We start from the raw sequence: 22,799 nt of genomic DNA, 5'->3' as shown, positions 1-22,799 counted from the left end.
CGGCAGGGCACCATCCTCGCTTCCCGATAGGAGGCTGGATGGCACGCCATATAAAGCAGAGGCGGCCAAGGGGCCGCCTTGTTGTCTGCAACGGTGGCCAGGCAGAGCTCAACGGCTAGCCGTAACGCTTTTTCGCTTCTTCAAACAAGGACATATGCAGCGGGATTAGCTGTTGCCAGTCACGGCGGTAGCCGCCGCCCGGTACGGCGGCAATGGGCAGCCCGTGCCGTTGTGCGCAGTCAAAGACCATGGCATCGCGCTGGCGCACCCCCTCATCACTTAATGCGAGATAGCCAAGCTCGTCGGCATGATGCACGTCCACCCCGGCCTGATAGAGGATGAGATCGGGGGCGTAGAGCCGCAGCGCCAGATTGAGCGCCTCTGCCAGCGTGGTGAGGTAGGCATCGTCCTCCATGCCGCTTGGCAGGGGGAAATCCATGTGGGAGGCGGGCTTGTGGCGGGGAAAGTTGTGCTCCCCGTGCAGGGAGAGGGTGATGATGTCGCGTCGACCCTGGCACAGGGCGGCGCTGCCATCCCCCTGATGAACATCGAGATCGACGATCAATACCTGTTCGCAGCGCCCTTCGTCCAGACAGGTCTGGGCGGCGATCACCAGATCGTTGAACAGGCAAAAGCCGCTGCCAAAGTCCCGGTGGGCGTGGTGATAGCCACCGGAGATCTGCAGGCCGCAGCCTTGCGCGAGGGCGTGGCGGCTGGCGGCAAGGGTGGCGCCCACCGAGCGCAGGGTGCGCTCAATCAGCACGGGTGACCAGGGAAACCCCAGCTGGCGAATGGCACCCGCATCCAGGGTGCCGGTGAGGGCCGCCTCCACATAGCCCGTATCGTGCACTCTCTCTATCTGGGCGCGACTGGCGGGCGCGGCCTCTGCCAGCGGATAACCCAGGTTTCCCAGGTGTTCGAACAGCGCCTGGTATTTGGCCAGCGGAAAGCGATGGCGCGCTGGCAGGGTCAGGGCGGAGTAGAGGGGATGATGGAAGATGCGCAGTGACATGACGCCGGGGCCTTGTGAGCAGATATGAAAAAGGGGAGCCAGGCTCCCCTTGTCATGCCCGATAACTCGGGACGAACAGATGCAATTACTGCTGCTGGATCACCCAGATCTGGAAGGCTTTGCGGGTCTCCGCATCGGCCTTGTTGTACCAGTTTTGCAGCTGGGTCAGGGCTTCCGGGTTGCTCTGGGCCTTGCTCGGGGCTACCTGAACCGGGGCGCTGTTGGCGGCCATGACGGCAGCGGTGGAGACGGCGACAGTCTTGGGCTGGTTGAACGCCTTGCCCATGTTGATCAGCTCCTGCTGATAGTCACGGGTCAGCTGGAAGCCTTCCACCTTCGGCAGCACGAACTGCTCGGTGGTGACGACCTGGCCGCTGCTCTTGTCTTTGAGCGCGACTTTCTGTTCCTTGACGAACTGTTTGGCTTCGGATTCGTTGCGCGGCTTCTTGTAGTCCAGCACCAGCTTCTGGTGGTCGGCGGCGGTGAAGTTGATCACCAGCGGCTCGGCGGTGACCAGCTTGGTGTCGCTGCGGCTGGAGTAGTTGCCTTCGAAGGCGACGACCAGTTGGTGCTTGCCGGCCTTGATAGGATAGGTACTCGTCTTGTCGAGCAGTTTGGGATTGATGGATTGACCATCGATCAGCTGCACCACATAGGGGTTGTTCACTTCCAGTTGGGCATCGGCCAGGGCACTACCTGCCCACAACAGACCAGCCAGGGCTGGCACCAGAACAGTCAGTTTCATTTCATCTCCTTGAACAGTCAGGCGAGTGCCCACTGAAAAACAGGGGCTCATTTTTGCAGGTTTGCCAGAGGGCGGCAATAGGCGTTGATGGCGCCCTTGCTGCGCTAGGGCTCTCGCTTTCCCGATGTAAACTCATCGGGCCAGTGGTGTTGGCTACCTTGGTCGACCCCGGCTCTACTCAATCCGGCGTCGAAATGGCGGCAGGGCATCGAGCAGTCCCTTGCCGTAGCGTTTGGTCAGCAGACGGCGATCGAGAATGGTGACCCGGCCCCTGTCTGCCTCTTTGCGAATGAGACGACCGCAGGCCTGAATGAGCTTGCGCGACGCCTCCGGTACCGTCAGTTGCAGGAAGGGATTTCCCCCCCGCTTTTCGACCCACTCGGCGGTGGCCTCTTCCACCGGCGAGTTGGGGACCGCGAATGGCAGCTTGGTTATCACCAGGTTGGTGAGGTAGTGACCGGGCAGATCCAGCCCTTCCGAGAAGCTGCCGGTGCCAAACAGTATGCTGGCCTGGCCGCCATCGCATTTTTGTTTGTGCAGGGTGAGCAGGGCGTTGCGGGAGGCTTCCCCTTGCACCAGCAGGGAGAGTCCCTTGGCCCGCAGACCCACCGCCACCTCGTTCATCTGCCGGTAGGAGGAGAACAGCACCAGGCTCGCCTCCTTGCCGGCCAGCAGACGGGGCAGGATGCTGACGAGCTCCTGGGTGAAGGCGGGGGCGCTGGGCTCGTGTTCCATCCTGGGCAGATAGAGTTCGGCCTTCTGGTAATCGAAGGGGGAGCGCAGGCGCAGATAGCGGGTACCGTCGTGCTCTTTGAGCCCCACCTGGTGGCGGAAATAGCTGAAGGAGGAGAGGGCTGTCAGGGTCGCCGACACCAGCACGGCGCCAAGACACCTGGACCAGAGCCACTCCTCCAGCAGGTAGCCCACCTCGATGGGGGAGGCGTGCAGCCAGATGTCGCCGTCATCGCTCTTGACCATCCAGCGGGCCAGCGGCGTCTTGCCTTCTGCCACGTGCCGCCCCAGCATCTCCCACAGGGCGCAGAAACCCTCCAGCCGCTGCAGATAGAAGCCGCTCTCCGCCAGCAGGGGTTCGGCATCCTTGCGACGGATCTCGCCATCCTTCAGCGCCTCGCCGATGGCCCCCTGCATTCTGTCCAGCGCCCGCAGTGCCTTCTTGCTCGCCTCCTTGAGGTTCTCCGCCAGCATGGGCAGGGGGTCGGGCAAGACACCATCGGCGAAGCGGCACTGTTTTTCTTCATTGAACAAGCGGTCGTTGGCGGCGAGCCACTGCTCCAGCGCCTTCAGATCCGGCTGCAGGGAGGCCAGCGCGTCTTGCAGCTTGAGCTGGGGATCGAGCAGGCTCTCCTTGTTGAGGGTTCTGGCCAGCTTGCCCGCTCCCTGCGCCAGCTTCTCCAGCCAGCGGCGCGAGCCCTTGACGCTGGCCGAGGCGGCGCCGTGATCGCGGGCTATGGTGGGCAGGTGATGGGCCTCGTCCAGCACATAAAGACACTCGTCCGGCGGCGGCAGTATGATGCCGCCCCCCATGGTGAGGTCGGAGAGCAGCAGGGCGTGGTTGACCACCAGCACATCGGCCGCATCCATGTCGTTGCGGGCGCGGTGGAAGGGGCAGTGCTGATGATGAGTCAGCGCCTTGTTGCAGGTGTGGCGGTCGGCGGCGATGCGATCCCAGCAGTTATCGTTGATGGGTTTGGGCCAGTTGTCCCGATCACCGTCCCACTTGCCTTCCGTGTAGGCCTGCCACAACGCCTGATAGCAATCCTTGTCGGCGTCTGACGGCTTGTGTTTGCTGAGGGCTCCGAAGTCAAACTCGAAGTTGGCCATCTCGCTGCCGCTGGCGGCCTGCTCCAGCAGGTGTTCGCAGCAGTAGCGCTGGCGCCCCTTGACCAGCATGAAACGAAACGGCAACTCGCTGTGGCGGTGATAGAAGGGGAGGTCCTTGTGGATCAGCTGCTCCTGCAGCGCCACGGTGGCGGTGGAGATCACCAGCTTCTTCTGGGTGAGCCGTGCCACCGGGATGGCCCCCTGAGCATAAGAGAGGGACTTGCCGATACCGGTGCCGGCTTCGGCCACCAGGATGCGACGCTGTTTGTCATACTCCCCGGTCAACGTCTTGGCTATTTCGGCCACCAGAAAATTCTGCTCCTTGCGCGGCACAAAACCGGGTAAACCATCGGCAAGCTGCCGATAGGTATTGCGAATGGTGGTTTTGAGACGGGTAGACAGCATGAAGAAAATGACCGTTGCACTGGGTGGAGGAAGACAGGATACCTGCAACCGGCAACCCGGGTCGAGGCGTGTGGCAACGCACAGATCCGACCTCTTCTTCTATTTATAAGGCGAGTCGTCGTTATTGTGTGATAAATCACCAATTCGGGTGAATTTTGCCAGCGATTATCGCTGTAAACGTTTTCCCATGGCGTGCAAACAATGTGGGATTTAGATCACAATTTTTTCGCTGAGACTATGCTTTTCGTAAAAAGTTCCAAGTTTTTTCATTGCGGATTGGAAAACCCGGTGCTAGTCTCGGCGCCATAGTGATGCAAAGAACATCGCTAACACAGGGAATAACAACGACTTAGTGTTTAATTACAGTAGGCATTGGAAACTATGAAAAAGACAATTCTGGCTATTGCCATTCCGGCTCTGTTTGCATCCGCCGCTAACGCTGCAGTGGTTTATGACAAAGACGGTACCACCTTCGACGTATATGGCCGCGTACAGGCTAACTACTACGGTGAGCACGATGACACCAAAGGCGAGGTCGTTGGTGCATCCCGTCTGGGTTGGTCCGGCAAAGTTGCCCTGAACAACACCTGGTCCGGTATCGCCAAGACTGAATGGCAAGTTGCTGCTGAAAACAGCGACAACACAGTGCGCGATGTTGTTGATGCTAACGGTAACAAAATTGGTACCGTTGAAGATTCTGGCGGTAAATTCCAAGCTCGTCACGTCTATGTTGGTTTTGATGGTTCCCAATACGGTAAGATCATCTTCGGCCAGACCGATACCGCGTTCTACGACGTACTGGAACCGACCGATATCTTCAACGAGTGGGGCGACGTAGGTAACTTCTATGACGGTCGTCAAGAAGGTCAGGTTATTTACTCCAACTCCTTCGGTGGTTTCAAAGGCAAACTGTCCTATCAAACCAACGATGACCAAGCTGTAAAAGTCACCGACGTCGGTGGTTCTATCAAGAAGACCGTGTTTACTGACGTCAAGCGTAAAAATGCTTACGCTGCTGCTGCCGGTTATGACTTCGACTTCGGTCTGGGCCTGAACGCTGGTTACGCTTACTCCGACCTGGCAGGCAAAACCTCTAACGAGAGCGGCGATAAGTCCGAGTGGGCACTGGGTGCACACTACGCTATCAACGGTTTCTACTTTGCCGGTATGTACACTCAGGGTGACTTGAAGAACGACACCACTGGTTACAAAGACAAAGGCCGTGGTTACGAACTGGCTGCTTCCTACAACGTTGATGCCTGGACCTTCCTGGCTGGCTACAACTTTACCGAAGCTAAGCAAGACTCCAACGTGAGTGGTTCTTCTTACAAAGACACTCTGGACGAGGCCCTGCTGGGCGTACAGTACTCCTTCACTTCCAAGCTGAAAGCCTACACCGAGTACAAGATCCAGAATATGGATAACAAGGACGACGAGTGGACCGTTGCCCTGCAATACAACTTCTAATCTAGCCTCTGCGCTGATTTAGTTGATAAACGGCCAAGCTTGCTTGGCCGTTTTGTTTTATCTGCTTTCCACCGGATTGCTTCTCTTCTCCTCTGCTGCTCAACCTCTCCTTGCCCTCTTTGACTTGCGTCAGTTCACGTTGTCTCTTTTCTGTACTTGGCTCCTGGGCAGCGAATCGCTAGATTGTTCAGCTCGTTGCAGGATATTCGGCAGACAGGGAAGGATGACGCTTGATTGACTTTAGTCACCCGCAGTGGCGGGAGCTGGCTCGCCAGCTGCTGGACAAACCCCCCCCTCGGTGGTCCGCGCCCGCCAGTGGCAACCCCTGCTGGGCCTGCTCAAGGACAACCAGCTGCTGCTGGCGCTGGGCAATCACCACTATGAGCTCACCCCCGCCGGTCGCCGCTACCTGACCCGTGAACTGACGCTGGCCGAGATCGCCACGGCGCCGCCCACCCCGGAGGAGTGGCTCCATGGGCAGGGCTGGCAACTGGCGGAGCAGGTCAACGAGCGGGTACTGGCCGCGCTCTATCGCAAGAGCGAGGTGAGCTTTACCCCCAACGAGCAGATCGACTTCGAAGACAAGGGGATCCGGCTCTGTTCGGATCAACAGGTGCGCCTGCGCGCCCCCGAGCCGTTCAGCCTATTTTTCAGCGGTGGCACCCTGCTCGATGCGGCACCCTGGCTGCAGGCGCTCGGTGAGGTGGCGTTGCCGGAACGTACCCTGGCCAGCCTCGGCAAGATCCTGTGGGGGGAGGGGGAGCTGCTGCGGGTGATCACTACCGACAGCGTCGGCGCCTTTGCTGAGCTGGTACTGCCGGCAGGGACCTTGCTGATCTGGGCTCCAGCCTCGGCGCAGCAGGCGCTGCAGCAAGTGATCGCCGCGCTGCCACCCCAGGTGCAATGGAGTCATCTCACCTCCCTCGATCCGAGCGGGGTGGATCGGGTGCTGACTCTGGCCCAGCGCCTGGGTCGGCCGGCCAGCTGGTGGCTGCCCACCGTGCTGGCTCCCATCATGACGGCCTATGCCCTGCCGCTGGCCGACTCCCGCCCCTGGGAGCCGAGCCGGATCCCTCGCTCTTTGTTAGCGGTTTGTAGCGGTTTGGTTGAGTCCAATGGTGGCTTGTCTGCCGAGGTGTGTGCGTTGGCGCCACAGTGGCATGCCATCGGTTGAGATTGCCGCAGATCCGGCTGAAAAAGCGGTTTTCCCCCATCCTGCACGGTGATATAAAGAGTTGACGAAGCGCTCGCCAGTGGGCGCTTTTGTTTGCCACGTGTTTTGCGTGTCACGGACGGTGTGCCAACACGCTTTGCCAGCCAACGAACTCAACGGAATACAGGGAATACCATGTTTGAAAAGGTTGTTGCCGCCCCAGCGGATCCGATCCTGGGCCTGACCGAAGCCTTCCGCGCCGATTCTCGCAGCCACAAGATCAACCTGGGGGTCGGGATCTACAAGGACGAGACCGGCGCTACCCCCATTCTTCACTGCGTCAAGAAGGCCGAACAGAAGCTCTTGACCGACGAGAAGACCAAGAACTATCTCGGCATCGAAGGCAATATCGAATACGGCCGCATCGTGCAGCAACTGCTGTTCGGACAGGATTCCGCTCTGGTCAACAGCGGCCGCGCCAAGACGGCGCAAGCCCCGGGTGGTACCGGAGCCCTGCGCATCGCCGCCGAGTTCGTGGTGCGCAACAACCTTGCCAAGACCGTCTGGATCTCCGATCCCACCTGGGCCAACCACGTCAGCGTGTTCTAGGCCGCGGGTCTGACCGTCAAGTGGTACAAGTACTACGATGCGGCGACCAAGGGGCTCGACTTTGCCGCCATGCAGGCTTCGCTGGCCGAGGCGCAGGCTGGCGATCTGGTGCTGCTGCACGGCTGCTGCCACAACCCGACCGGTATCGATCCGACCGCTGAGCAGTGGCGTGCACTGGCCAGGCAGAGTGCCGCTGCCGGCTGGCTGCCGCTGTTTGACTTCGCCTATCAGGGCTTTGCTCGCGGTATCGAAGAGGATGCAGAAGGTCTGCGCATCTTCGCCGAGTGCCATGACGAGCTGCTGGTGGCGAGCTCCTTCTCCAAGAACTTCGGCCTCTACAACGAGCGGGTCGGTGCCTTTACCCTGGTCAGTGCGACCAAGGCGATCGCCGATGTCGCCTTCACCCAGGTCAAGACTGTCATTCGTGCCAACTACTCCAACCCGCCGTCACACGGCGCTGCCGTCGTCACCGCAGTGGTGAGCGATCCGGCCCTCTATGCCGAGTGGGTGGAAGAGGTGGCGGCCATGCGGGTGCGCATTCGCGAGATGCGCGAGCTGCTGGTGGAAAAACTGGCCGCGCGCGGCGTGAACCAGGACTTCAGCTTCATCCGCGAGCAGAACGGCATGTTCTCCTTCTCCGGTCTCTCCAAGGATCAGGTGGAGCGCCTCAAGAGCGAGTTTGCCATCTACATCGTCGGCTCGGGCCGGATCAGCGTGGCCGGTATCACCCGCGCCAATATCGATCCGCTGTGTGATGCGATCGCCAAGGTGCTGTAAGCGAGCCATCGCCATCCGCTAAGTAACAAGCCCGCCGGGGAGACCCGGCGGGCTTTTTCATTTTTCGGCTCAGGCCTTAGCTGCGGCGCTTGCCGCCCCCCAGCAGGGAGCCGAGGACGCCGCGCACCAGCTGGCGACCCACCTCGCTGCCGATGGTGCGGGCCACGCTCTTGGCGGCGGTCTGTACCACGCCGTCGTGCTGGCCGCCACGGGGGCCGGTGCGGCCAAACAGGATGCCATTGAGGGCATCGAGCAGGCGGCCTTCCCCGTTGGATGGCTGTTTGCTGCCTTGCTCGCCAGTGGTTGTCACCTTGCCGCCGTTGAGCAGCTCGAAGGCTGACTCGCGATCCTCCGGCGTCTCGTAGCGGCCGTGCAGCAATGAGCACTGAATGAGTGCCTGCCGCTCGGCGTCGCTCAAGGGGCCGATGCGGCTGGCCGGCGGGGCGATGAAGGCGCGCTCCACCATGCTGGGCCGTCCCTTCTCGTCGAGCAGAGAGACCAGCGCCTCGCCGACCCCGAGCTCGGTGATGACGCCGGCGGCATCGAAGGTCGGGTTGGCGCGCAGGGTGTTGGCGGCGATCCGCACCGCCTTCTGATCGCTCGGGGTAAAGGCACGCAGGGCGTGTTGCACCCGGTTGCCAAGCTGCCCCAGCACGCTGTCGGGGATATCGGCCGGGCTCTGGGTCACGAAGTAGACACCCACCCCCTTTGAGCGGATGAGGCGCACCACCAGTTCAATCTTCTCCAGCAGCGCCTTGGGGGCGTCGTTGAACAGCAGGTGCGCCTCGTCGAAGAAGAACACCAGCACAGGTTTGTCGGGATCCCCCACCTCCGGCAACTGCTCGAACAGCTCGGAGAGCAGCCAGAGCAGGAAGCAGGCATAGAGCCGGCTGGATTGGGTCAGCTTGCTGGCGGCCAGCACATTGATATGGCCGTGGCCGGCCTCATCGGTCTGCAGCAGATCCTGGATGTCCAGCATGGGCTCGCCAAAGAAGTGATCGCCGCCCGCGCTCTCCAGGGTGAGCAGGTTGCGCAGGATGGCGCCGATGGAGGCGGTGGAGACGTTGCCGTAACGGGTGGTGAGGGACTTGGCGTTGTCACCGGCAAACTGCACCATGGCGCGCAGGTCTTTGAGATCGAGCAGCAGCAGCCCCTCGTCGTCCGCCACCTTGAACACCAGCTCCAGCACCCCGCTCTGGGTGTCATTTAGGCCGAGCAGGCGGGCGAGCAGCAGGGGCCCCATGTCGGAGATGGTGGCCCGCACCGGGTGACCCTGCTCGGCAAACAGATCCCAGAACAGGGTGGGGCTGGCAGCAAAGGCGGGGGCCGGAATGCTGAGCTGGGCCAGCCTGGTATCCAGCTTGGCCGAGCCAGCTCCGGCGGCGCCAAGGCCGCTCAGATCCCCCTTCACGTCGGCCAGAAAGACCGGCACGCCGAGGCGAGAGAACCCCTCCGCCAGCACCTGCAGGGTGGCTGTCTTGCCGGTGCCGGTGGCCCCAGTGATGAGGCCGTGGCGATTGGCCATGGCTGGCAGCAGGGCGAGGGGATGACCATTGGCATAGGCCAGCGTGAGCGGTTCGGCCATGGTGGGCTCCTTGTGGCAAATGGGGGGCTAAAAACAACGGGTTACAAGGAGTGTGGTGGCAGGAGCTGGGGATGGCAAGGGAGCGCCTCGTCAGCGCGCCAGAGGCTGACGAGGCGGGTGAGATCAGCGGGGGCGGACCAGCTTGCCGAGGCGCAGCAACAGCAGGGTGAGGAGGCCGCCGGTGGCGGCGGTCAGTACCGCCAGCAGCAGGCTGCCGAGCAGGAAGGGGGGCACCAGGGTCGCCGCCTCGTGCTCCAGCCAGTGCAGGGTCCAGGTGAGGTGAAATGGCTCCGGCGTCTTGTGCAGCACCAGACAACCGGTGCGATAGGCGTAGAGGTACATGAAGGGCAGGGTCAGCGGGTTGTTGAACCAGACCGCCAGCAGCGCCATCGGCAGGTTGAGACTGAACGCCAGCGCCAGCCCGACCGCGATGAGTGAATGCATGGGGACGGGAAACCAGCAGGCGAAGATGCCGGCCGCCACCGCCCCGCTCAGGGCGCGCGGCCCCCCTTGCCAGAGGGCGGGGGCGAGCAGGCGCTCGCCAAACAGGGCGAACCACTTCTGCTGGCGCAGGGTATCGGGGTCAATCTTGAAGCGGGCAAACCAGCGATTCAGCATGCGCGTGCCACCTTGCGTTTCTGCCACTGACGCACGGTACTGATGCGCCAGCAGGTGCGAATGAGGGCGTAGCCGATGAGGGAGCTGAGCAGGGCGAGCACCAGCGAACCCAGCAGCAGTGGCGGGGCCACGGTCTCGAACACCGACACCAGCCAGGCCCAGGTGAACTCGATCTCGATGTGCTGGGAGGATTGCCCCAGCAGCTGACAGCCGGTCAGGTAGGCACCGTAGAACAGTGGCGGCATGGTGAAGGGGTTGGAGAGCCAGACCAGGGCTACCGAGAGCGGCAGATTGACCCGACAGGCGATGGCGCCGCCGGCCGCCAGCAACATCTGGCAGGGGAGTGGTACCCAGGCCATGAACAGTCCCACCGCGAAGGCACCGGCCGCCGAGCGGCGATTGAGGTGCCACAGGTTGGCGTCCAGCAGCAGCTTGCCAAACAGCCGCAAGTGCTTGTGTTCCTTGAATGTCGCCGGATCAGGCAGCCAGCGTTGTATGAGTCGTTTGGGCATATTGAAACCTTGCTAAATACTTGCACCATGGATCTGCGCCTGCTGTCGTTTGCCCTCGGGGCAAGCTCCTCACTGCTTTGGCCATGGTTGCCTTCATGGGAATGGGGTGGCCTGATGCTGCTGCTCGCGCTCCCCCTCGCCGGTTGCCGCTGCTGGCGGCTGCTGTTTCTGCTGGGCGGCCTCCTCTGGATGCAGGGGAGTTTGCACTATCGGCTTGCCTGGCTGGATCAGCTTGGCAAAAAAACGAGCCACATCATAACCGCACAACTGCAAAGTGCAGAACCCGAGGGCGATAAATTTGTCCGGCTGGTGCTGCGGGTGAACCGGCTCGATGAGCAGGCGCTCACCCCGGCGCCCCTGGTGCGCATCAACGCCTACCAGGCGCTGCCCGCCCTGACGGCAGGCAGTCGCCTGACCCTGGAGGTCTCTCTCAAGCCGGCTCACGGCCTGGCCAACGAGGCAGGGATGGACGGGCGGCGCCTGCTGCTCGGCAAGGGGATCACCGCCACCGGCAACTTGCGCCGGGTGATCCAGATTGAAGCGGTGCCGGCGGGGCTGCGCAAACGCTGGCTGGCCCGGGCCGCCGCCAGCTGGCAGGATCTGAGCCAGGGTCCGTTGCTGGCGGCGCTGACCTTCGGCGAGCAAGCGGGCATTACGACTGAGCAGTGGAGCCTGTTTCGCGGCAGCGGGCTGACCCACATCATCGCCATCTCGGGGCAGCACATCGCGCTGGTGGCGGTGCTCGGCTGGTGGCTGGGACGCCTGTTCGGACTGCGGGGGGCGATTCTGCTCGCCCTGCTGTTTGCCGCCCTCTACAGCTGGCTGGCCGGGTTTGCAGTGGCCACCGAACGGGCCCTCATCATGGTGCTGGTGTGGAGCCTGTTGCGCTGGCGACGGCGGGAGTGGCCGGCCCATCGCGTCTGGTTGTGGGCCTTCGTGGTGCTGACGCTCTGGGATCCCTTCGCCCTCTATTCGGCCGGGTTCTGGCTCTCCTTCCTGGCGGTGGCTCTGTTGCTGGTGGCTCTGTTGCTGGTGGCGAGCCTGCTGGAGGCCAAGCCCGGGCTCGTCCGCCTGCAGGGGTTGTTGCTGCTGGGGCTGCTGCCGCTGCAACTGGCGCTGTTCGAGGGGATAGCGCCGCTGTCGCTGCTGCTCAATCTGCTGGCATTGCCGCTCTTTTGCATCGGCATCATACCGCTGGCGCTGGTCGGAGTGCTGCTGGCACCGCTTTCGGGGGAGCTGGCCCACCTGCTGTTCTGGCTGGCCGATGTCGGCCTGCAGTGGGTGTTGTGGGCGCTGGAGAGGTTGGCCAGCCAGTGGCAGCTCTGGTGGCCGGTGCCGGGCTGGGTGCTGCCGTTCACGGCCCTGTTGACCCTGCTCTGGTGCGCCTGGCATGTGCCGGGTGGTCGCCCCTTGCTGTTGCCGGGGGGCGTGGCCTTGCTGCTGGCGGCCTGGCCGGCACCGTCCCACTGGCAACTGAGGGTACTGGACGTGGGACAGGGGCTGGCGGTGCTGATCACCCGGGGCGAGCGCGGCATCCTGTTTGACACCGGCGATCGCTACCCGGGCGGTTACAACATGGCGGATGCCGTGATCCTGCCGCTGCTCAACCGGCTCGATGTGCGGGTGCTGGATAATCTGGTCATCAGCCACAAGGACCGGGATCACGCCGGCAACCGGCGTGCCATTCTGCAGGCTCTGCCGGTACGCCACGAGCTCTCTTCCTTCGACTTCGGCCGGTTCACGACCCTGTGCCGGCGTGGCCAGCAGTGGCGCTGGCAGGGGCTCGAGATGGCAGTGCTCTGGCCACAGCAACCAGGGCCTGGCCACAACAACGACGGTTGCGTGCTGCAGATCCGCGACGGGGAGCGGCGCATCCTGCTCAGTGCCGACATCGAACGGCAGGCGGTGCAGCGCTTGCTGGCGCTGGAAGGGGAGGGGCTTGCCAGCACCCTGCTGGTGAGCCCCCATCACGGCAGCCGCACCTCCTCCACGCCGCCCTTCGTGGCGGCGGTGGCCCCCCGCTATGTGGTGCACAGCGCCGGCTTCATGAACCAGTGGGGCTTTCCCCGCCCCGAGGTGGTGGCCCGTTATCGGGAGGCGCAGCAATGGGTCACCGGACTGGACGGGGAGATCCTGGTCGAGCCTGCGGCGGACGGGCTGCGGACGGGCTGCGGATCCGCGCCGAGCGGGAGCAGGGCCCCTGGTTTCGCCGCAATGGTGACTGGTGGCGCCCTGCATTTTGGACTGCTCGCTGAGCGTAAACCCGGCTTTGGCGGGTCTAACGACCGTCATTTCCCGCGCTGGTGATGGGCACTGCTTGGTGTAATCCTGCGCTTTGGCTAGAATAGCGCGTCATTTCCCTTATAAACGGCTATTCATGCAACAAGAAACCTCACAAGACAGCTGGCCTGTCTTCAAGCGTCTGCTCGGCTATGTCCGTGACCGCAAGCTTGGCCTGATTGGCGGCATCATCGGCATGCTGGGCTACGCCGCCGTGGATACCACCTTCGTCTATTCCATCAAGCCGCTGATCGATCAGGGGATCAACGGCAGTGACCCGAGCGTGCTCAAGTGGATGCCTTTCTTCGTGCTGGGTATCGTGGCCCTGCGCGGCGTCGCCAACTTCCTCTCCAACTACTGCATGGCCTGGGTCGGCAACCACGTGGTGATGCGCCTGCAGCAGCAGGTGTTCAATCACATGGTGGCGATGCCGATGAGCTTCTTCGACCGCCAGAATACCGGCCACCTGCTCTCCAAGGTGACTTATGACGCGAGTCAGGTCTCCTCGGCCGCCAGCACCACCTTGGTCACCCTGGTACGGGAAGGGGCTACGGTCATCGGCCTGCTCGGCCTGATGTTCTGGCACTCCTGGCAGCTGTCGGTGATCTTCCTGGTGGTGGGGCCCGTGGTGGGCATCATCATCGGTCTCATCAGCCGCCGTTTCCGTCAGATCAGCCGCCACATCCAGCAGGCGGTGGGGGACATCACCACCTCCACCGAGCAGATGCTCAAGGGGCACAAAGAGGTGCTGATGTTCGGTGGCCAGAAGGTGGAAGAGAAACGCTTCTTCAAGGTCAGCAACAACATGCGTCAGCAGACCATGAAGATGGTCGCCGCCGATGCCATCGGCAGCCCGGTGGTGCAGATGGTTGCCTCCATCGCGCTGGCGGCCTTCCTCTATGTGGCCACCATCGACAGCGTGCGCAGCGAGCTGACTGCCGGTACCTTCACCGTCATGATCACCTCCATGATGATGTTGCTCAAGCCGCTGAAAAGCCTGACCGACGTCAACAACCAGTTCCAGCGTGCCATCACTGCGTGCCACAGCCTGTTCGGCCTGCTCGACACCGAGCCGGAGCAGGATACCGGCACCCGTACCCTGGAGCGCGCCCGCGGCGAGATCGAATTTCGCAACGTCACCTTCACCTACCCGACCAAGGACACCCCGGCGCTGCACAACGTCAGCTTCAAGGTGGAGGCGGGCAAATCGGTGGCCCTGGTGGGGCGCTCCGGCTCTGGCAAGAGCACCATCGCCAGCCTGTTGACCCGCTTCTATGACATCGAGCAGGGTGAGATCCTGCTGGACGGCGTCAACATCCGTGAATACCGCCTGAGCGAGCTGCGCAAGCAGTACGCCCTGGTCTCCCAGCACGTGCACCTGTTCAACGACACGGTGGCGAACAACATCGCCTACGCCGCGGAAGAGCAATACAGCCTCGACGAGATCAAGCAGGCGGCCCGTATCGCCCACGCCGACGAGTTCGTCAGCAAGATGAGCAACGGTTATGACACCGTGGTCGGCGAGAACGGCGCGTCGCTCTCCGGCGGCCAGCGCCAGCGTATCGCCATCGCCCGCGCCCTGCTGCGCGATGCCCCCGTACTGCTGCTGGACGAGGCTACCTCGGCGCTGGATACCGAGTCCGAGCGCCATATTCAGGCGGCCATCGATGAGCTGTGCAAGGCGCGCACCTCGCTGGTGATCGCTCACCGCCTCTCCACCATCGAGAAGGCGGACGAGATCCTGGTGATCGACGAAGGCCATATCGTCGAGCGCGGCAACCACGCGGCGCTGATGGCCCAGCAGGGGACCTATGCCCAGCTGCGCGCCATCCAGTTTGGCCATGCCGCCGGTGGCAACGCCTGATGCTGGAGCGGCTCTGGTATGCAAAGAGTGGCTGGCGCTGGTTGCTGGCCCCCTTTGCCCTGCTGTTTGCCGTCATCAGCGGCACCCGCCGCTACGCCTATCGCCACGGCTGGCGCAAGGGCTATCGTGCCTCCTTGCCAGTCATAGTGGTGGGCAATATTTCGGTGGGTGGCAACGGCAAGACCCCGGTAGTGGTCTGGCTGGTGGAGCAGTTGCAGGCTCGCGGCTATCGCCCCGGGGTGGTGAGCCGCGGTTATGGCGGCAAGGCGCCCCATTACCCGTACCGGCTCGATGCCGCCAGCACCACGGCGCAGGCGGGGGATGAACCGGTACTGATTGCCCGGCGCTGTGGCTGCCCTGTGGTGGTGGCGCCCAGGCGGGCCGATGCGGTGCGTCTGCTGGAGCAGAGCGGCGAGGTGGATATCATCATCACCGACGACGGCTTGCAGCACTATGCGCTGGCTCGTGACATCGAGCTGGTGGTGGTGGACGGGGCGCGCCGTTTCGGCAACGCCTGCCTGCTGCCCATGGGGCCGCTGCGCGAGCCTATCACCCGGCTCAAGCGGGTGGACGCCATCATCTGCAACGGCGGCGAGCCGGGGCGAGGGGAGTACCCCATGCAACTGGTGGCCGACGCCCCCCGCCGGGTGTGCGACGATACGCCGCTGGCTGCTCCCCTGTCGGGGTCGGTCGACGCGCTGGCGGGCATTGGTCATCCGCCCCGTTTCTTCGCCACCCTCGAGGGGCTTGGTTATCAGCTGGATCAGCGGGTGGCCTACGGGGATCACCACCCCTTCGATCGGGACGAGCTGGTGGGCCGCTTTGCCGGCAAGCCGCTGCTGATGACCGAGAAGGATGCGGTCAAGTGCCGCGCCTTTGCCCTCGACAACTGGTGGTATCTGCCGGTCAGCGCCGAGTTGCCCGCCTCTCTGCTCGATACCCTGCTGCACAAGCTGGGCGCGAGCGGGAAGGGGCAGGGTGCAACCAAGGCACAAGGTTGATCTCGCTCGCCAGCGCGGGAGAGAAGGGGGGTTGTTATGCCCCGCATGGAATATCTGGTTGGTTCGACACCCATCGCCGGCGTGATTAAGCCGCCGGCGCGACATCGTTGAAGGAGTATCGTTTTGGCTTTGGACATCAAGTTGCTCGACATCATTGCCTGCCCGGTCTGCAAGGGCAAGCTGCACTACAACAAGGCCGTGCATGAGCTGGTCTGCCGTTTCGACAAGCTGGCTTATCCGCTGGAGGAGGGGATCCCGGTGCTGCTGGAGAACCGTGCCCGGCAGCTCAATAGCGACGAGCTGTCGTCATGAGCTTCGTCGTTGTCATTCCGGCCCGCTACGCTTCCACCCGGCTGCCGGGCAAGCCGCTGGCCGACATCCACGGCAAGCCCATGGTGCAGCACGTGGTGGAGAAGGCCCTGCAGTCGGGCGCCGATCGGGTGATCGTCGCCACCGATGACGCACGGGTGCAGCAGGCGCTGGCCGGCCAGACCGGGTTCGAGGTGTGCATGACCTCGAAGGATCACCAGTCAGGCACCGAGCGGCTGGCCGAGGTGTGCCGTCACTACGGTTTTGCCGCCGACACCATAGTGGTCAACGTGCAGGGGGATGAGCCGCTCATTCCGCCGGTCATCATCCGTCAGGTGGCGGACAACCTGGCCGCCGCCAGCGCGCCCATGGCCACCCTGTCGGTGCCGATCCAGGACGCCGAAGAGGCGTTCAACCCGAATGCCGTGAAGGTGGTGACCGACCAGGAGGGCTACGCCCTCTACTTCAGTCGCGCCTCCATTCCGTGGGATCGTGATCGTTTTGCCGCAAGCCGCGAGCAGATTGGCGATCACTACCAGCGTCACATCGGCATCTATGCCTATCGCGCCGGTTTCATCCAGCGTTATGTGGACTGGGCGCCGAGCGCGCTTGAGCAGGTCGAGGCGCTGGAGCAGCTGCGGGTGCTCTGGTACGGGGAGAAGATCCACGTGGCCCAGGCGCTCGAGGCGCCGCCGGTCGGGGTGGACACCCAGGCCGATCTGGACAAGGTGCGCGCACTGCTGGCGAACTGATGCCGACAACAGCAAAGATGACTCTGAACGGTGCCTGCGGGCACCGTTTTTTGTGTTTAATCTTTACATAATTATTTGATTACAAACGTCATTTATGAGCGCTTTCAAACTTTTCCCGGCCATGGTTTGCCAAATCAGCGAGTTTGGTTATGATGCAAGACGCCGTGTTAACCCTAACTGGCATATAACGAGATAAAAAACGGGGTGTTTGGGTGATTAATGTATTCCTGGTCGATGATCATGAGTTGGTGCGTACAGGGATAAGACGCATTCTGGAAGATGTCCGCGGGATCAAGGTGGTGGGCGAGGCGCAGAGCGGGGAAACCGCAGTCACTTTCTGTCGTCAGAACCATCCCGACGTGATCCTGATGGACATGAACATGCCTGGCATCGGCGGCCTGGAGGCAACCCGCAAGATCCTGCGGATCCGGCCCGATGTGCGCATCATAGTGCTGACCATTCATTCAGAAAATCCGTTCCCGACCAAGGTGATGCAGGCGGGGGCCGCCGGCTATCTCACCAAGGGGGCCGCACCGGACGAGATGATCCACGCCATTCGCCTGGTCCACTCCGGTCAGCGTTACATCTCCCCGGAGATCGCCCAGCAGATGGCCCTGAGCCAGTTTGCCTCGGCCGACGAGAATCCCTTCAAGTCCCTCTCAGAGCGCGAGCTGCAGATCATGATGATGATCACCAAGGGGCAGAAGGTGACCGATATTTCCGAGCAGCTCAACCTGAGCCCGAAGACGGTCAACAGCTATCGCTACCGGTTGTTCAGCAAGCTCAACATCAATGGCGATGTGGAGCTGACCCATCTGGCCATTCGCTATGGCATGCTGGATGCCGATACCCTGTAACGGGCGGCGTGTAGCCATCAAAGGCGGCCTGTGCCGCCTTTTTGCTTTTTGCAGACCTGGCGCAGTATGCTCTGTGCCGTCTTCTGCTTTCATCCGTTGAGCCGAGTTGCCGATGAGCCTCTCTTTCGATCTTCCGTTTGCCGCGATCCCCCAGATCCAGCACCCCGATCCCCGTTGCCGGAGCCAGCATGACCTCGTCTGAACCTCTCTTCGACAGCAAGGCGTTTCTCAGTGCCGTCACCCACCAGAGCGGTGTCTATCGCATGTATGACAGCGGTGGTACCGTCATCTACGTGGGCAAGGCCAAGGATCTGAAGAAGCGGCTCGCCTCCTACTTTCGCGCCAACGTCGACAGCATCAAGACCCGCACCCTGGTGCGCCAGATAGCCGATGTGCAGGTGACGGTCACCCACACCGAGACCGAGGCGTTGATCCTCGAGCACAATCTGATCAAGCAGTACCAGCCCCGCTACAACGTGCTGCTGCGAGATGACAAGTCCTACCCCTGGATCATCATCACCGCCCATCAGCACCCGCGTATCGGCGTCCATCGCGGCGCCCGCAAGGTGAAGGGGGAGTACTTCGGCCCGTACCCCTCCGGCGGCGCGGTGCGCGAGAGCCTGCACCTGATGCAGAAGATTTTTCCGGTGCGCCAGTGCGAGGATGCAGTCTATGCCAACCGCACCCGCCCCTGCCTGCTCTACCAGCTCAAGCGCTGTGCCGGCCCCTGCGTGGCGGGGCTGGTGAGCGAGGCCGAATATGCCCAGCAGGTGGAGCTGGCCAAGCTGTTTCTGGCGGGCAAGAACCAGCAGGTGATCGGGGAACTGGTGGGCAAGATGGAGTCCGCCAGCGGCGATCTGCGCTTCGAGGAGGCGGCCCGCTACCGGGATCAGATCCAGGCGCTGCGCCGGGTGACCGAGCAGCAGTCGGTAAGCGGCAACGTGCTGGACGAGCTCGACGTGGTGGGGGTGTCCTTCGAGCAGGGGACCGCCTGCATTCACGTGCTCTTCATCCGCCAGGGCAAGGTGCTGGGCTCGCGCAGCTACTTCCCGAAAGTGCCGGCCGATACCCAGCTCGACGAGGTGGTGCAATCCTTCCTGCTGCAGTTCTATCTGTCGGGGCAGGGGGGGCGGCAGATCCCGAGCGAGGTGCTGCTCGACGTGGCGCTCGAAGACGAGGACGTGATCGCGCAGACCCTGAGCCAGACCGCGGGCTACAAGGTGCGGGTGGTGAGCCGTACCCGCGCCGAGCGGGCCCGCTTCATCAAGCTCGCCTCCATCAATGCCCAGACCGCGCTGCGCTCGCGGCTCGCCCACAAGAGCACCACCACCGCCCGCTACGACCAGCTGGAGGAGCTGCTGGAGCTGGAGCGCCCCATCGCCCGCATGGAGTGCTTCGATATCTCCCACACCATGGGGGAGCGCACCGTGGCCTCCTGCGTGGTGTTCAACCGGGAGGGGCCGCTCTCATCGGAGTATCGCCGCTTCAACATCGACGGCATCACCGGCGGCGATGACTATGCCGCCATGGAGCAGGCGCTGGAGCGGCGCTTTGGCAAGCAGCAGGAGCCGGACAAGGTGCCGGACGTGCTGTTTATCGACGGCGGACTCGGCCAGCTGCGCCGCGCCGAGGAGATCCTGGCCCGTCAGTTGGAGTTTTTAGGGGGCAAATATCCGCTGCTGGTGGGCATTGCCAAGGGGGTGACCCGCAAGGCGGGGCTGGAGACCCTGATCCTGGGTGAGAGTCACGAAGAGCTGCATTTGCCGGCGGACATGCCCGCCCTGCACCTTATCCAGCACATCCGTGATGAGTCCCACCGTTTTGCCATCACAGGCCACCGCGCCAGACGGGCGAAGGCCCGCACCACCAGTACCCTGGAGGATATTCCGGGGGTGGGGCCGAAACGGCGGCAGGCGCTGCTCAAGTACCTGGGTGGCCTGCAGGAGGTGAAAAAAGCCGGGGTGGAGGAGCTTGCCAAGGTGCCAGGCATCAGCCAGGAGCTGGCCCAGTCCATCCACGACGCCCTGCATTCTCTCTAGCCATTGGTAGCCGAGAAGGGGGCATGCGCCTCCATGTTGCCCCTGTTTGCCCAGACGACGAACAGGGGCTGTCGCCTGGGATATCGGCAAGGGGCGAGTTGGAGCACATCATTCACCCTGGGTTCATTCCCTGCAGGATCCAGACACACAAGAGCCGTGACGCCGGGGGGCCGCAAATGCCATAATGGCCCGCATCCTGAGGTTGTTGATGGATTAATAGACCAAGGCGGGCGCCTGTCCGGTTGCATCCGTGATCGGCTTGGGGCTACCATGTAGCGGCATACAAGAAGTGGCTGAAAATAATGACAAATATTCCTAATCTGCTGACGTTTTTTCGGATCTTGCTCATCCCCGTCTTCGTCATCCTGTTCTACCTTCCCTACCAGTGGTCTTACATGGCGGCGGCCATCGTCTTCATCCTGGCGGCGGCGACCGACTGGTTCGACGGCTACCTGGCCCGCAAGCTGAACCAGTCCACCGCCTTTGGCGCCTTCCTCGATCCGGTCGCCGACAAGATCATGGTGGCGGCGGCGCTGGTGGTGATCGTCGAGCACTACAACACCATCTGGGTCACCATTCCCGCCATGACCATGATTGGTCGCGAGATCATCATCTCCGCCCTGCGTGAATGGATGGCCGAACTTGGCAAGCGCTCCTCGGTGGCGGTCAGCTGGATCGGCAAGTGGAAGACCATGATCCAGATGGTCTCGCTCACCGGCCTCATCTGGCAGTACGATATCTGGATGGTGTGGCTCGCCTATGTGCTGCTCTACGTGGCCACCGTGCTCACCTTCTGGTCCATGTTCCAGTACATGAAGGCCGCCTGGGGCGATCTCAGCTATCACTCCCGGTTTTGACCTGCCCGGCACAAAGGGCCGTTTCTCCGTTCTTGGGGCAGGGAAACGGTCGTGAGCGCTGAAAAGGCAGGAAAAGGGCAAAAAACACTCGAACGATCAGGGTATTAAACATTTTTGGTTGACTGGGCGAGGAACATCGCTAGAATGCGTCCTCGTAGTCAGGCCGTCAGCCAGACCGATGCGGGAATAGCTCAGTTGGTAGAGCACGACCTTGCCAAGGTCGGGGTCGCGAGTTCGAGTCTCGTTTCCCGCTCCAAATTCAGACAATAGAGAGTTTCTCTCTTTTGCATGGCGCGTTAGCAAAGCGGTTATGCAGCGGATTGCAAATCCGTTTAGTCCGGTTCGACTCCGGAACGTGCCTCCATATTGACAAGCCCGCCACGCGAGCTTGATACCGATTGCGGTGCCCGAGTGGTGAAATCGGTAGACACAAGGGATTTAAAATCCCTCGACGTTCGCGTCGTGCCGGTTCGATTCCGGCCTCGGGCACCATTGATGAATATCACATAGTATCACCACATATCTGAAACCCGCATAGCGTAAGGCTTTGCGGGTTTTTTGTTATGTCTTGTCGTATCATATCGAGTCATAGCATACCCCCAGCTCTGGGGGTACATCTGGGGGTATCGGTTCTGATAGGGGAGAAAAGTACCCCCAATCGTGCCTAACCCACGCCATCTTTGGGCTGCGGTGTGGTGAGAGATACCCCCAGTGTATGCAAGTACCCCCAAGCAAACACGGGAGATACCCCCATATGCCGCTATCTGATATCACTGCCCGGCAGGCTAAGTTCAACGGTAAGCAGCAGAAGCTATCCGATGAGAAAGGCTTGTTCTTGTTGGTCAACCAGTCTGGAAAGTATTGGCGACTCAAGTATCGCTACGGTGGCAAAGAGAAGACGCTCTCCTTGGGGGTCTATCCCGAGGTGTCACTGAAAGAGGCAAGGGTGAAACGGGATGATGCTCGTCGGCAGCTTGCTGAAGGGGTGGATCCGGGCCTCGTCAAGAAACAAAGCAAGATCGCCAACAAGTTGGCCAGCGAGAATAACTTTGAGGCACTGGCGCGAGAGTGGCACCAAAGCCAGCTCGCTCGTTGGACGCCTGTTCATGCTGCCAGGGTGCTTAAGTCGCTTGAGGTGGATGTTTTCCCCGATCTTGGGGCTGTGCCCGTTGCCGAGCTGACTGCGCCCATGATGTTGGATGCTTTGCGCAAGGTCGAGAAGCGCGGGGTTACTGAAACAGCAGGCCGGATCTTGCAACGGATCGGCTCTGTCATGCGTTACGCCATTCAGACTGGGCGAGCCAGCTACAACCCAGCCCAAGACCTGAAAGGGGCACTCAAGGCCACCAAGCAGGAGCACAGACCCGCGTTACCCCGTTCTGAGCTGCCAGAGTTCTTCCGACGTCTGGAAGCCGAGCCACTTAATCCGGCGACTCGTCTTGCCCTCCATCTGCTGATGTTGACCATGACCCGCCCTGGTGAAGTGCGCTTTGCACGTTGGGATGAGTTCGATATGGAACGGGCAGAATGGCGGATCCCTGCTGCGCGGATGAAGATGCGAACCGAGCACCTTGTCCCCCTTTCTCGTCAGGCGTTAGCCGTGCTCGATGAGCTGCGCCAGCTGACAGGCCATTGTGAGTTGCTGTTCCCGAGCGAGCGCAAACTGACCAATCCCATGAGTGAGAACACCTTGAGCTATGCCATGGGGCGGATGGGCTACAAAGGGATTGCCTGTCCGCACGGATTCAGGGCGCTGGCCTCAACCACCTTGAACGAGGAAGGCTTTGATCCGGATGTGATCGAGCGCCAGCTTGCCCACGCCGAACGCAACAAGGTGCGGGCAGCCTATCACCGGGCTGAGTACCTGGACGACCGGCGCAAGCTGTTGCAGTGGCTGGCCGATTTCTATGACTCACAACGGGGTAGCAATGTGCTACCAGTGAATTTCAACCGGGCCGGTTAACGACTTTGTTGGATCTAGCGCGACAGCGCGAAATGCGAAGGGACTGCCATTTTGGTCCGGCAGTTTATTCAAGGCTAGTGTACAAAGGTAACGATATGACAAGGAATCTAATACAAGACCATTAATTCCACTTGAATATTGCAGTCCTAGGG

General features: G+C 61.9%; 15 protein-coding genes, 3 tRNA genes and 3 pseudogenes. 15 read left to right on the top strand and 6 right to left on the bottom strand.

What is annotated here, in order from left to right; genetic code table 11:
• Positions 1 to 115: 115 nt before the first annotated feature.
• The 3 genes from CAK78_RS04710 to dinG all read right to left on the bottom strand — a co-directional run bounded on the left by CAK78_RS04710 (position 116) and on the right by dinG (position 4,004).
• Positions 116 to 1,012, bottom strand: coding sequence for a histone deacetylase family protein (locus CAK78_RS04710; protein ID WP_094696526.1), 897 nt, complete (start codon positions 1,010 to 1,012; stop codon positions 116 to 118).
• Between the two features lie 85 nt (positions 1,013 to 1,097).
• Positions 1,098 to 1,757 carry a YccT family protein gene (locus CAK78_RS04705; protein WP_094696525.1) on the bottom strand — a complete coding sequence of 220 codons (660 nt, stop codon included), beginning with the start codon at positions 1,755 to 1,757 and terminating at the stop codon, positions 1,098 to 1,100.
• A gap of 174 nt (positions 1,758 to 1,931) precedes the next feature.
• Positions 1,932 to 4,004 (bottom strand): ATP-dependent DNA helicase DinG, encoded by a 2,073-nt coding sequence (gene dinG / locus CAK78_RS04700; protein ID WP_176452668.1) that lies wholly within the window; start codon positions 4,002 to 4,004, stop codon positions 1,932 to 1,934.
• 381 nt (positions 4,005 to 4,385) lie between these two features.
• On the opposite strand from dinG, the gene CAK78_RS04695 reads away from it, so the two are divergent.
• The 3 genes and pseudogenes from CAK78_RS04695 (at position 4,386) to CAK78_RS04685 (ending at position 8,010) form a co-directional block, all read left to right on the top strand.
• Positions 4,386 to 5,471, top strand: a complete 1,086-nt coding sequence (locus CAK78_RS04695) for a porin (RefSeq protein ID WP_094696523.1) — start codon at positions 4,386 to 4,388, stop codon at positions 5,469 to 5,471.
• Positions 5,472 to 5,701: 230 nt separating this feature from the next.
• Positions 5,702 to 6,645, top strand: a pseudogene (locus CAK78_RS04690) (hypothetical protein).
• A gap of 174 nt (positions 6,646 to 6,819) precedes the next feature.
• Positions 6,820 to 8,010: pseudogene (locus tag CAK78_RS04685) on the top strand (amino acid aminotransferase).
• Positions 8,011 to 8,086: 76 nt separating this feature from the next.
• Here CAK78_RS04685 and CAK78_RS04680 read toward each other — a convergent pair.
• The 3 genes from CAK78_RS04680 to CAK78_RS04670 form a co-directional block, all read right to left on the bottom strand.
• A complete protein-coding gene (locus CAK78_RS04680; protein ID WP_094696521.1) occupies positions 8,087 to 9,595 on the bottom strand; it encodes a helicase HerA-like domain-containing protein in 1,509 nt (502 codons plus the stop codon).
• Positions 9,596 to 9,718: 123 nt separating this feature from the next.
• A complete protein-coding gene (locus tag CAK78_RS04675; RefSeq protein WP_094696520.1) occupies positions 9,719 to 10,213 on the bottom strand; it encodes a DUF2062 domain-containing protein in 495 nt (164 codons plus the stop codon).
• Positions 10,207 to 10,725, bottom strand: a complete 519-nt coding sequence (locus CAK78_RS04670; RefSeq protein WP_094696545.1) for a DUF2062 domain-containing protein — start codon at positions 10,723 to 10,725, stop codon at positions 10,207 to 10,209. Before CAK78_RS04670 ends, CAK78_RS04675 begins: the two co-directional genes overlap by 7 nt.
• Between CAK78_RS04670 and CAK78_RS04665 the strand changes: the two are divergent.
• The 12 genes and pseudogenes from CAK78_RS04665 (at position 10,663) to CAK78_RS04610 (ending at position 22,647) form a co-directional block, all read left to right on the top strand.
• A pseudogene (locus CAK78_RS04665) lies at positions 10,663 to 12,980 on the top strand (DNA internalization-related competence protein ComEC/Rec2). The gene CAK78_RS04670 and the pseudogene CAK78_RS04665 overlap by 63 nt on opposite strands.
• A gap of 122 nt (positions 12,981 to 13,102) precedes the next feature.
• Complete coding sequence (gene msbA, locus CAK78_RS04660) at positions 13,103 to 14,869, top strand: lipid A ABC transporter ATP-binding protein/permease MsbA (RefSeq protein ID WP_094696519.1); 1,767 nt, start codon at positions 13,103 to 13,105, stop codon at positions 14,867 to 14,869.
• Positions 14,869 to 15,870, top strand: coding sequence for a tetraacyldisaccharide 4'-kinase (gene lpxK / locus CAK78_RS04655; RefSeq protein WP_094696518.1), 1,002 nt, complete (start codon positions 14,869 to 14,871; stop codon positions 15,868 to 15,870). Before msbA ends, lpxK begins: the two co-directional genes overlap by 1 nt.
• A gap of 123 nt (positions 15,871 to 15,993) precedes the next feature.
• A complete protein-coding gene (locus tag CAK78_RS04650) occupies positions 15,994 to 16,182 on the top strand; it encodes a Trm112 family protein (protein ID WP_094696517.1) in 189 nt (62 codons plus the stop codon).
• Complete coding sequence (gene kdsB / locus CAK78_RS04645; protein WP_094696516.1) at positions 16,179 to 16,931, top strand: 3-deoxy-manno-octulosonate cytidylyltransferase; 753 nt, start codon at positions 16,179 to 16,181, stop codon at positions 16,929 to 16,931. Before CAK78_RS04650 ends, kdsB begins: the two co-directional genes overlap by 4 nt.
• A 212-nt stretch (positions 16,932 to 17,143) precedes the next feature.
• Positions 17,144 to 17,788, top strand: coding sequence for a UvrY/SirA/GacA family response regulator transcription factor (gene uvrY / locus CAK78_RS04640; RefSeq protein ID WP_005302696.1), 645 nt, complete (start codon positions 17,144 to 17,146; stop codon positions 17,786 to 17,788).
• Between the two features lie 188 nt (positions 17,789 to 17,976).
• Positions 17,977 to 19,827 (top strand): excinuclease ABC subunit UvrC, encoded by a 1,851-nt coding sequence (uvrC, locus tag CAK78_RS04635; RefSeq protein ID WP_094696515.1) that lies wholly within the window; start codon positions 17,977 to 17,979, stop codon positions 19,825 to 19,827.
• 302 nt (positions 19,828 to 20,129) lie between these two features.
• Entirely contained in the window at positions 20,130 to 20,684 is a 555-nt protein-coding gene (gene pgsA / locus CAK78_RS04630) for a CDP-diacylglycerol--glycerol-3-phosphate 3-phosphatidyltransferase (protein WP_005302692.1), read from the top strand.
• A 180-nt stretch (positions 20,685 to 20,864) separates the two neighbouring features.
• Positions 20,865 to 20,940, top strand: a tRNA-Gly gene (locus tag CAK78_RS04625).
• Between the two features lie 34 nt (positions 20,941 to 20,974).
• Positions 20,975 to 21,048 (top strand) — tRNA-Cys (locus CAK78_RS04620).
• Positions 21,049 to 21,089: 41 nt separating this feature from the next.
• Positions 21,090 to 21,176: transfer RNA gene (locus CAK78_RS04615), tRNA-Leu, on the top strand.
• Positions 21,177 to 21,438: 262 nt separating this feature from the next.
• Positions 21,439 to 22,647, top strand: a complete 1,209-nt coding sequence (locus tag CAK78_RS04610; RefSeq protein ID WP_094696514.1) for a tyrosine-type recombinase/integrase — start codon at positions 21,439 to 21,441, stop codon at positions 22,645 to 22,647.
• Positions 22,648 to 22,799 lie beyond the last annotated feature (152 nt).

This window comes from Aeromonas sp. A35_P, assembly GCF_002259925.1.
In the GTDB taxonomy this organism is placed as follows: domain Bacteria; phylum Pseudomonadota; class Gammaproteobacteria; order Enterobacterales; family Aeromonadaceae; genus Aeromonas; species Aeromonas dhakensis.
The sequence above is the reverse complement of the archived record's forward strand: the minus strand, read 5'-3'. Positions and strand labels throughout refer to the sequence as shown.

Bases quoted from the DNA above. Each gene is read 5' to 3' on its own strand.
- CAK78_RS04710 (WP_094696526.1), bottom strand. From the start codon at position 1,012: ATGTCACTGCGCATCTTCCATCATCCCCTCTACTCCGCCCTGACCCTG.
- CAK78_RS04705 (WP_094696525.1), bottom strand. From the start codon at position 1,757: ATGAAACTGACTGTTCTGGTGCCAGCCCTGGCTGGTCTGTTGTGGGCA.
- dinG (WP_176452668.1), bottom strand. From the start codon at position 4,004: ATGCTGTCTACCCGTCTCAAAACCACCATTCGCAATACCTATCGGCAG.
- CAK78_RS04695 (WP_094696523.1), top strand. From the start codon at position 4,386: ATGAAAAAGACAATTCTGGCTATTGCCATTCCGGCTCTGTTTGCATCC.
- CAK78_RS04680 (WP_094696521.1), bottom strand. From the start codon at position 9,595: ATGGCCGAACCGCTCACGCTGGCCTATGCCAATGGTCATCCCCTCGCC.
- CAK78_RS04675 (WP_094696520.1), bottom strand. From the start codon at position 10,213: ATGCTGAATCGCTGGTTTGCCCGCTTCAAGATTGACCCCGATACCCTG.
- CAK78_RS04670 (WP_094696545.1), bottom strand. From the start codon at position 10,725: ATGCCCAAACGACTCATACAACGCTGGCTGCCTGATCCGGCGACATTC.
- msbA (WP_094696519.1), top strand. From the start codon at position 13,103: ATGCAACAAGAAACCTCACAAGACAGCTGGCCTGTCTTCAAGCGTCTG.
- lpxK (WP_094696518.1), top strand. From the start codon at position 14,869: ATGCTGGAGCGGCTCTGGTATGCAAAGAGTGGCTGGCGCTGGTTGCTG.
- kdsB (WP_094696516.1), top strand. From the start codon at position 16,179: ATGAGCTTCGTCGTTGTCATTCCGGCCCGCTACGCTTCCACCCGGCTG.
- uvrC (WP_094696515.1), top strand. From the start codon at position 17,977: ATGACCTCGTCTGAACCTCTCTTCGACAGCAAGGCGTTTCTCAGTGCC.
- pgsA (WP_005302692.1), top strand. From the start codon at position 20,130: ATGACAAATATTCCTAATCTGCTGACGTTTTTTCGGATCTTGCTCATC.
- CAK78_RS04610 (WP_094696514.1), top strand. From the start codon at position 21,439: ATGCCGCTATCTGATATCACTGCCCGGCAGGCTAAGTTCAACGGTAAG.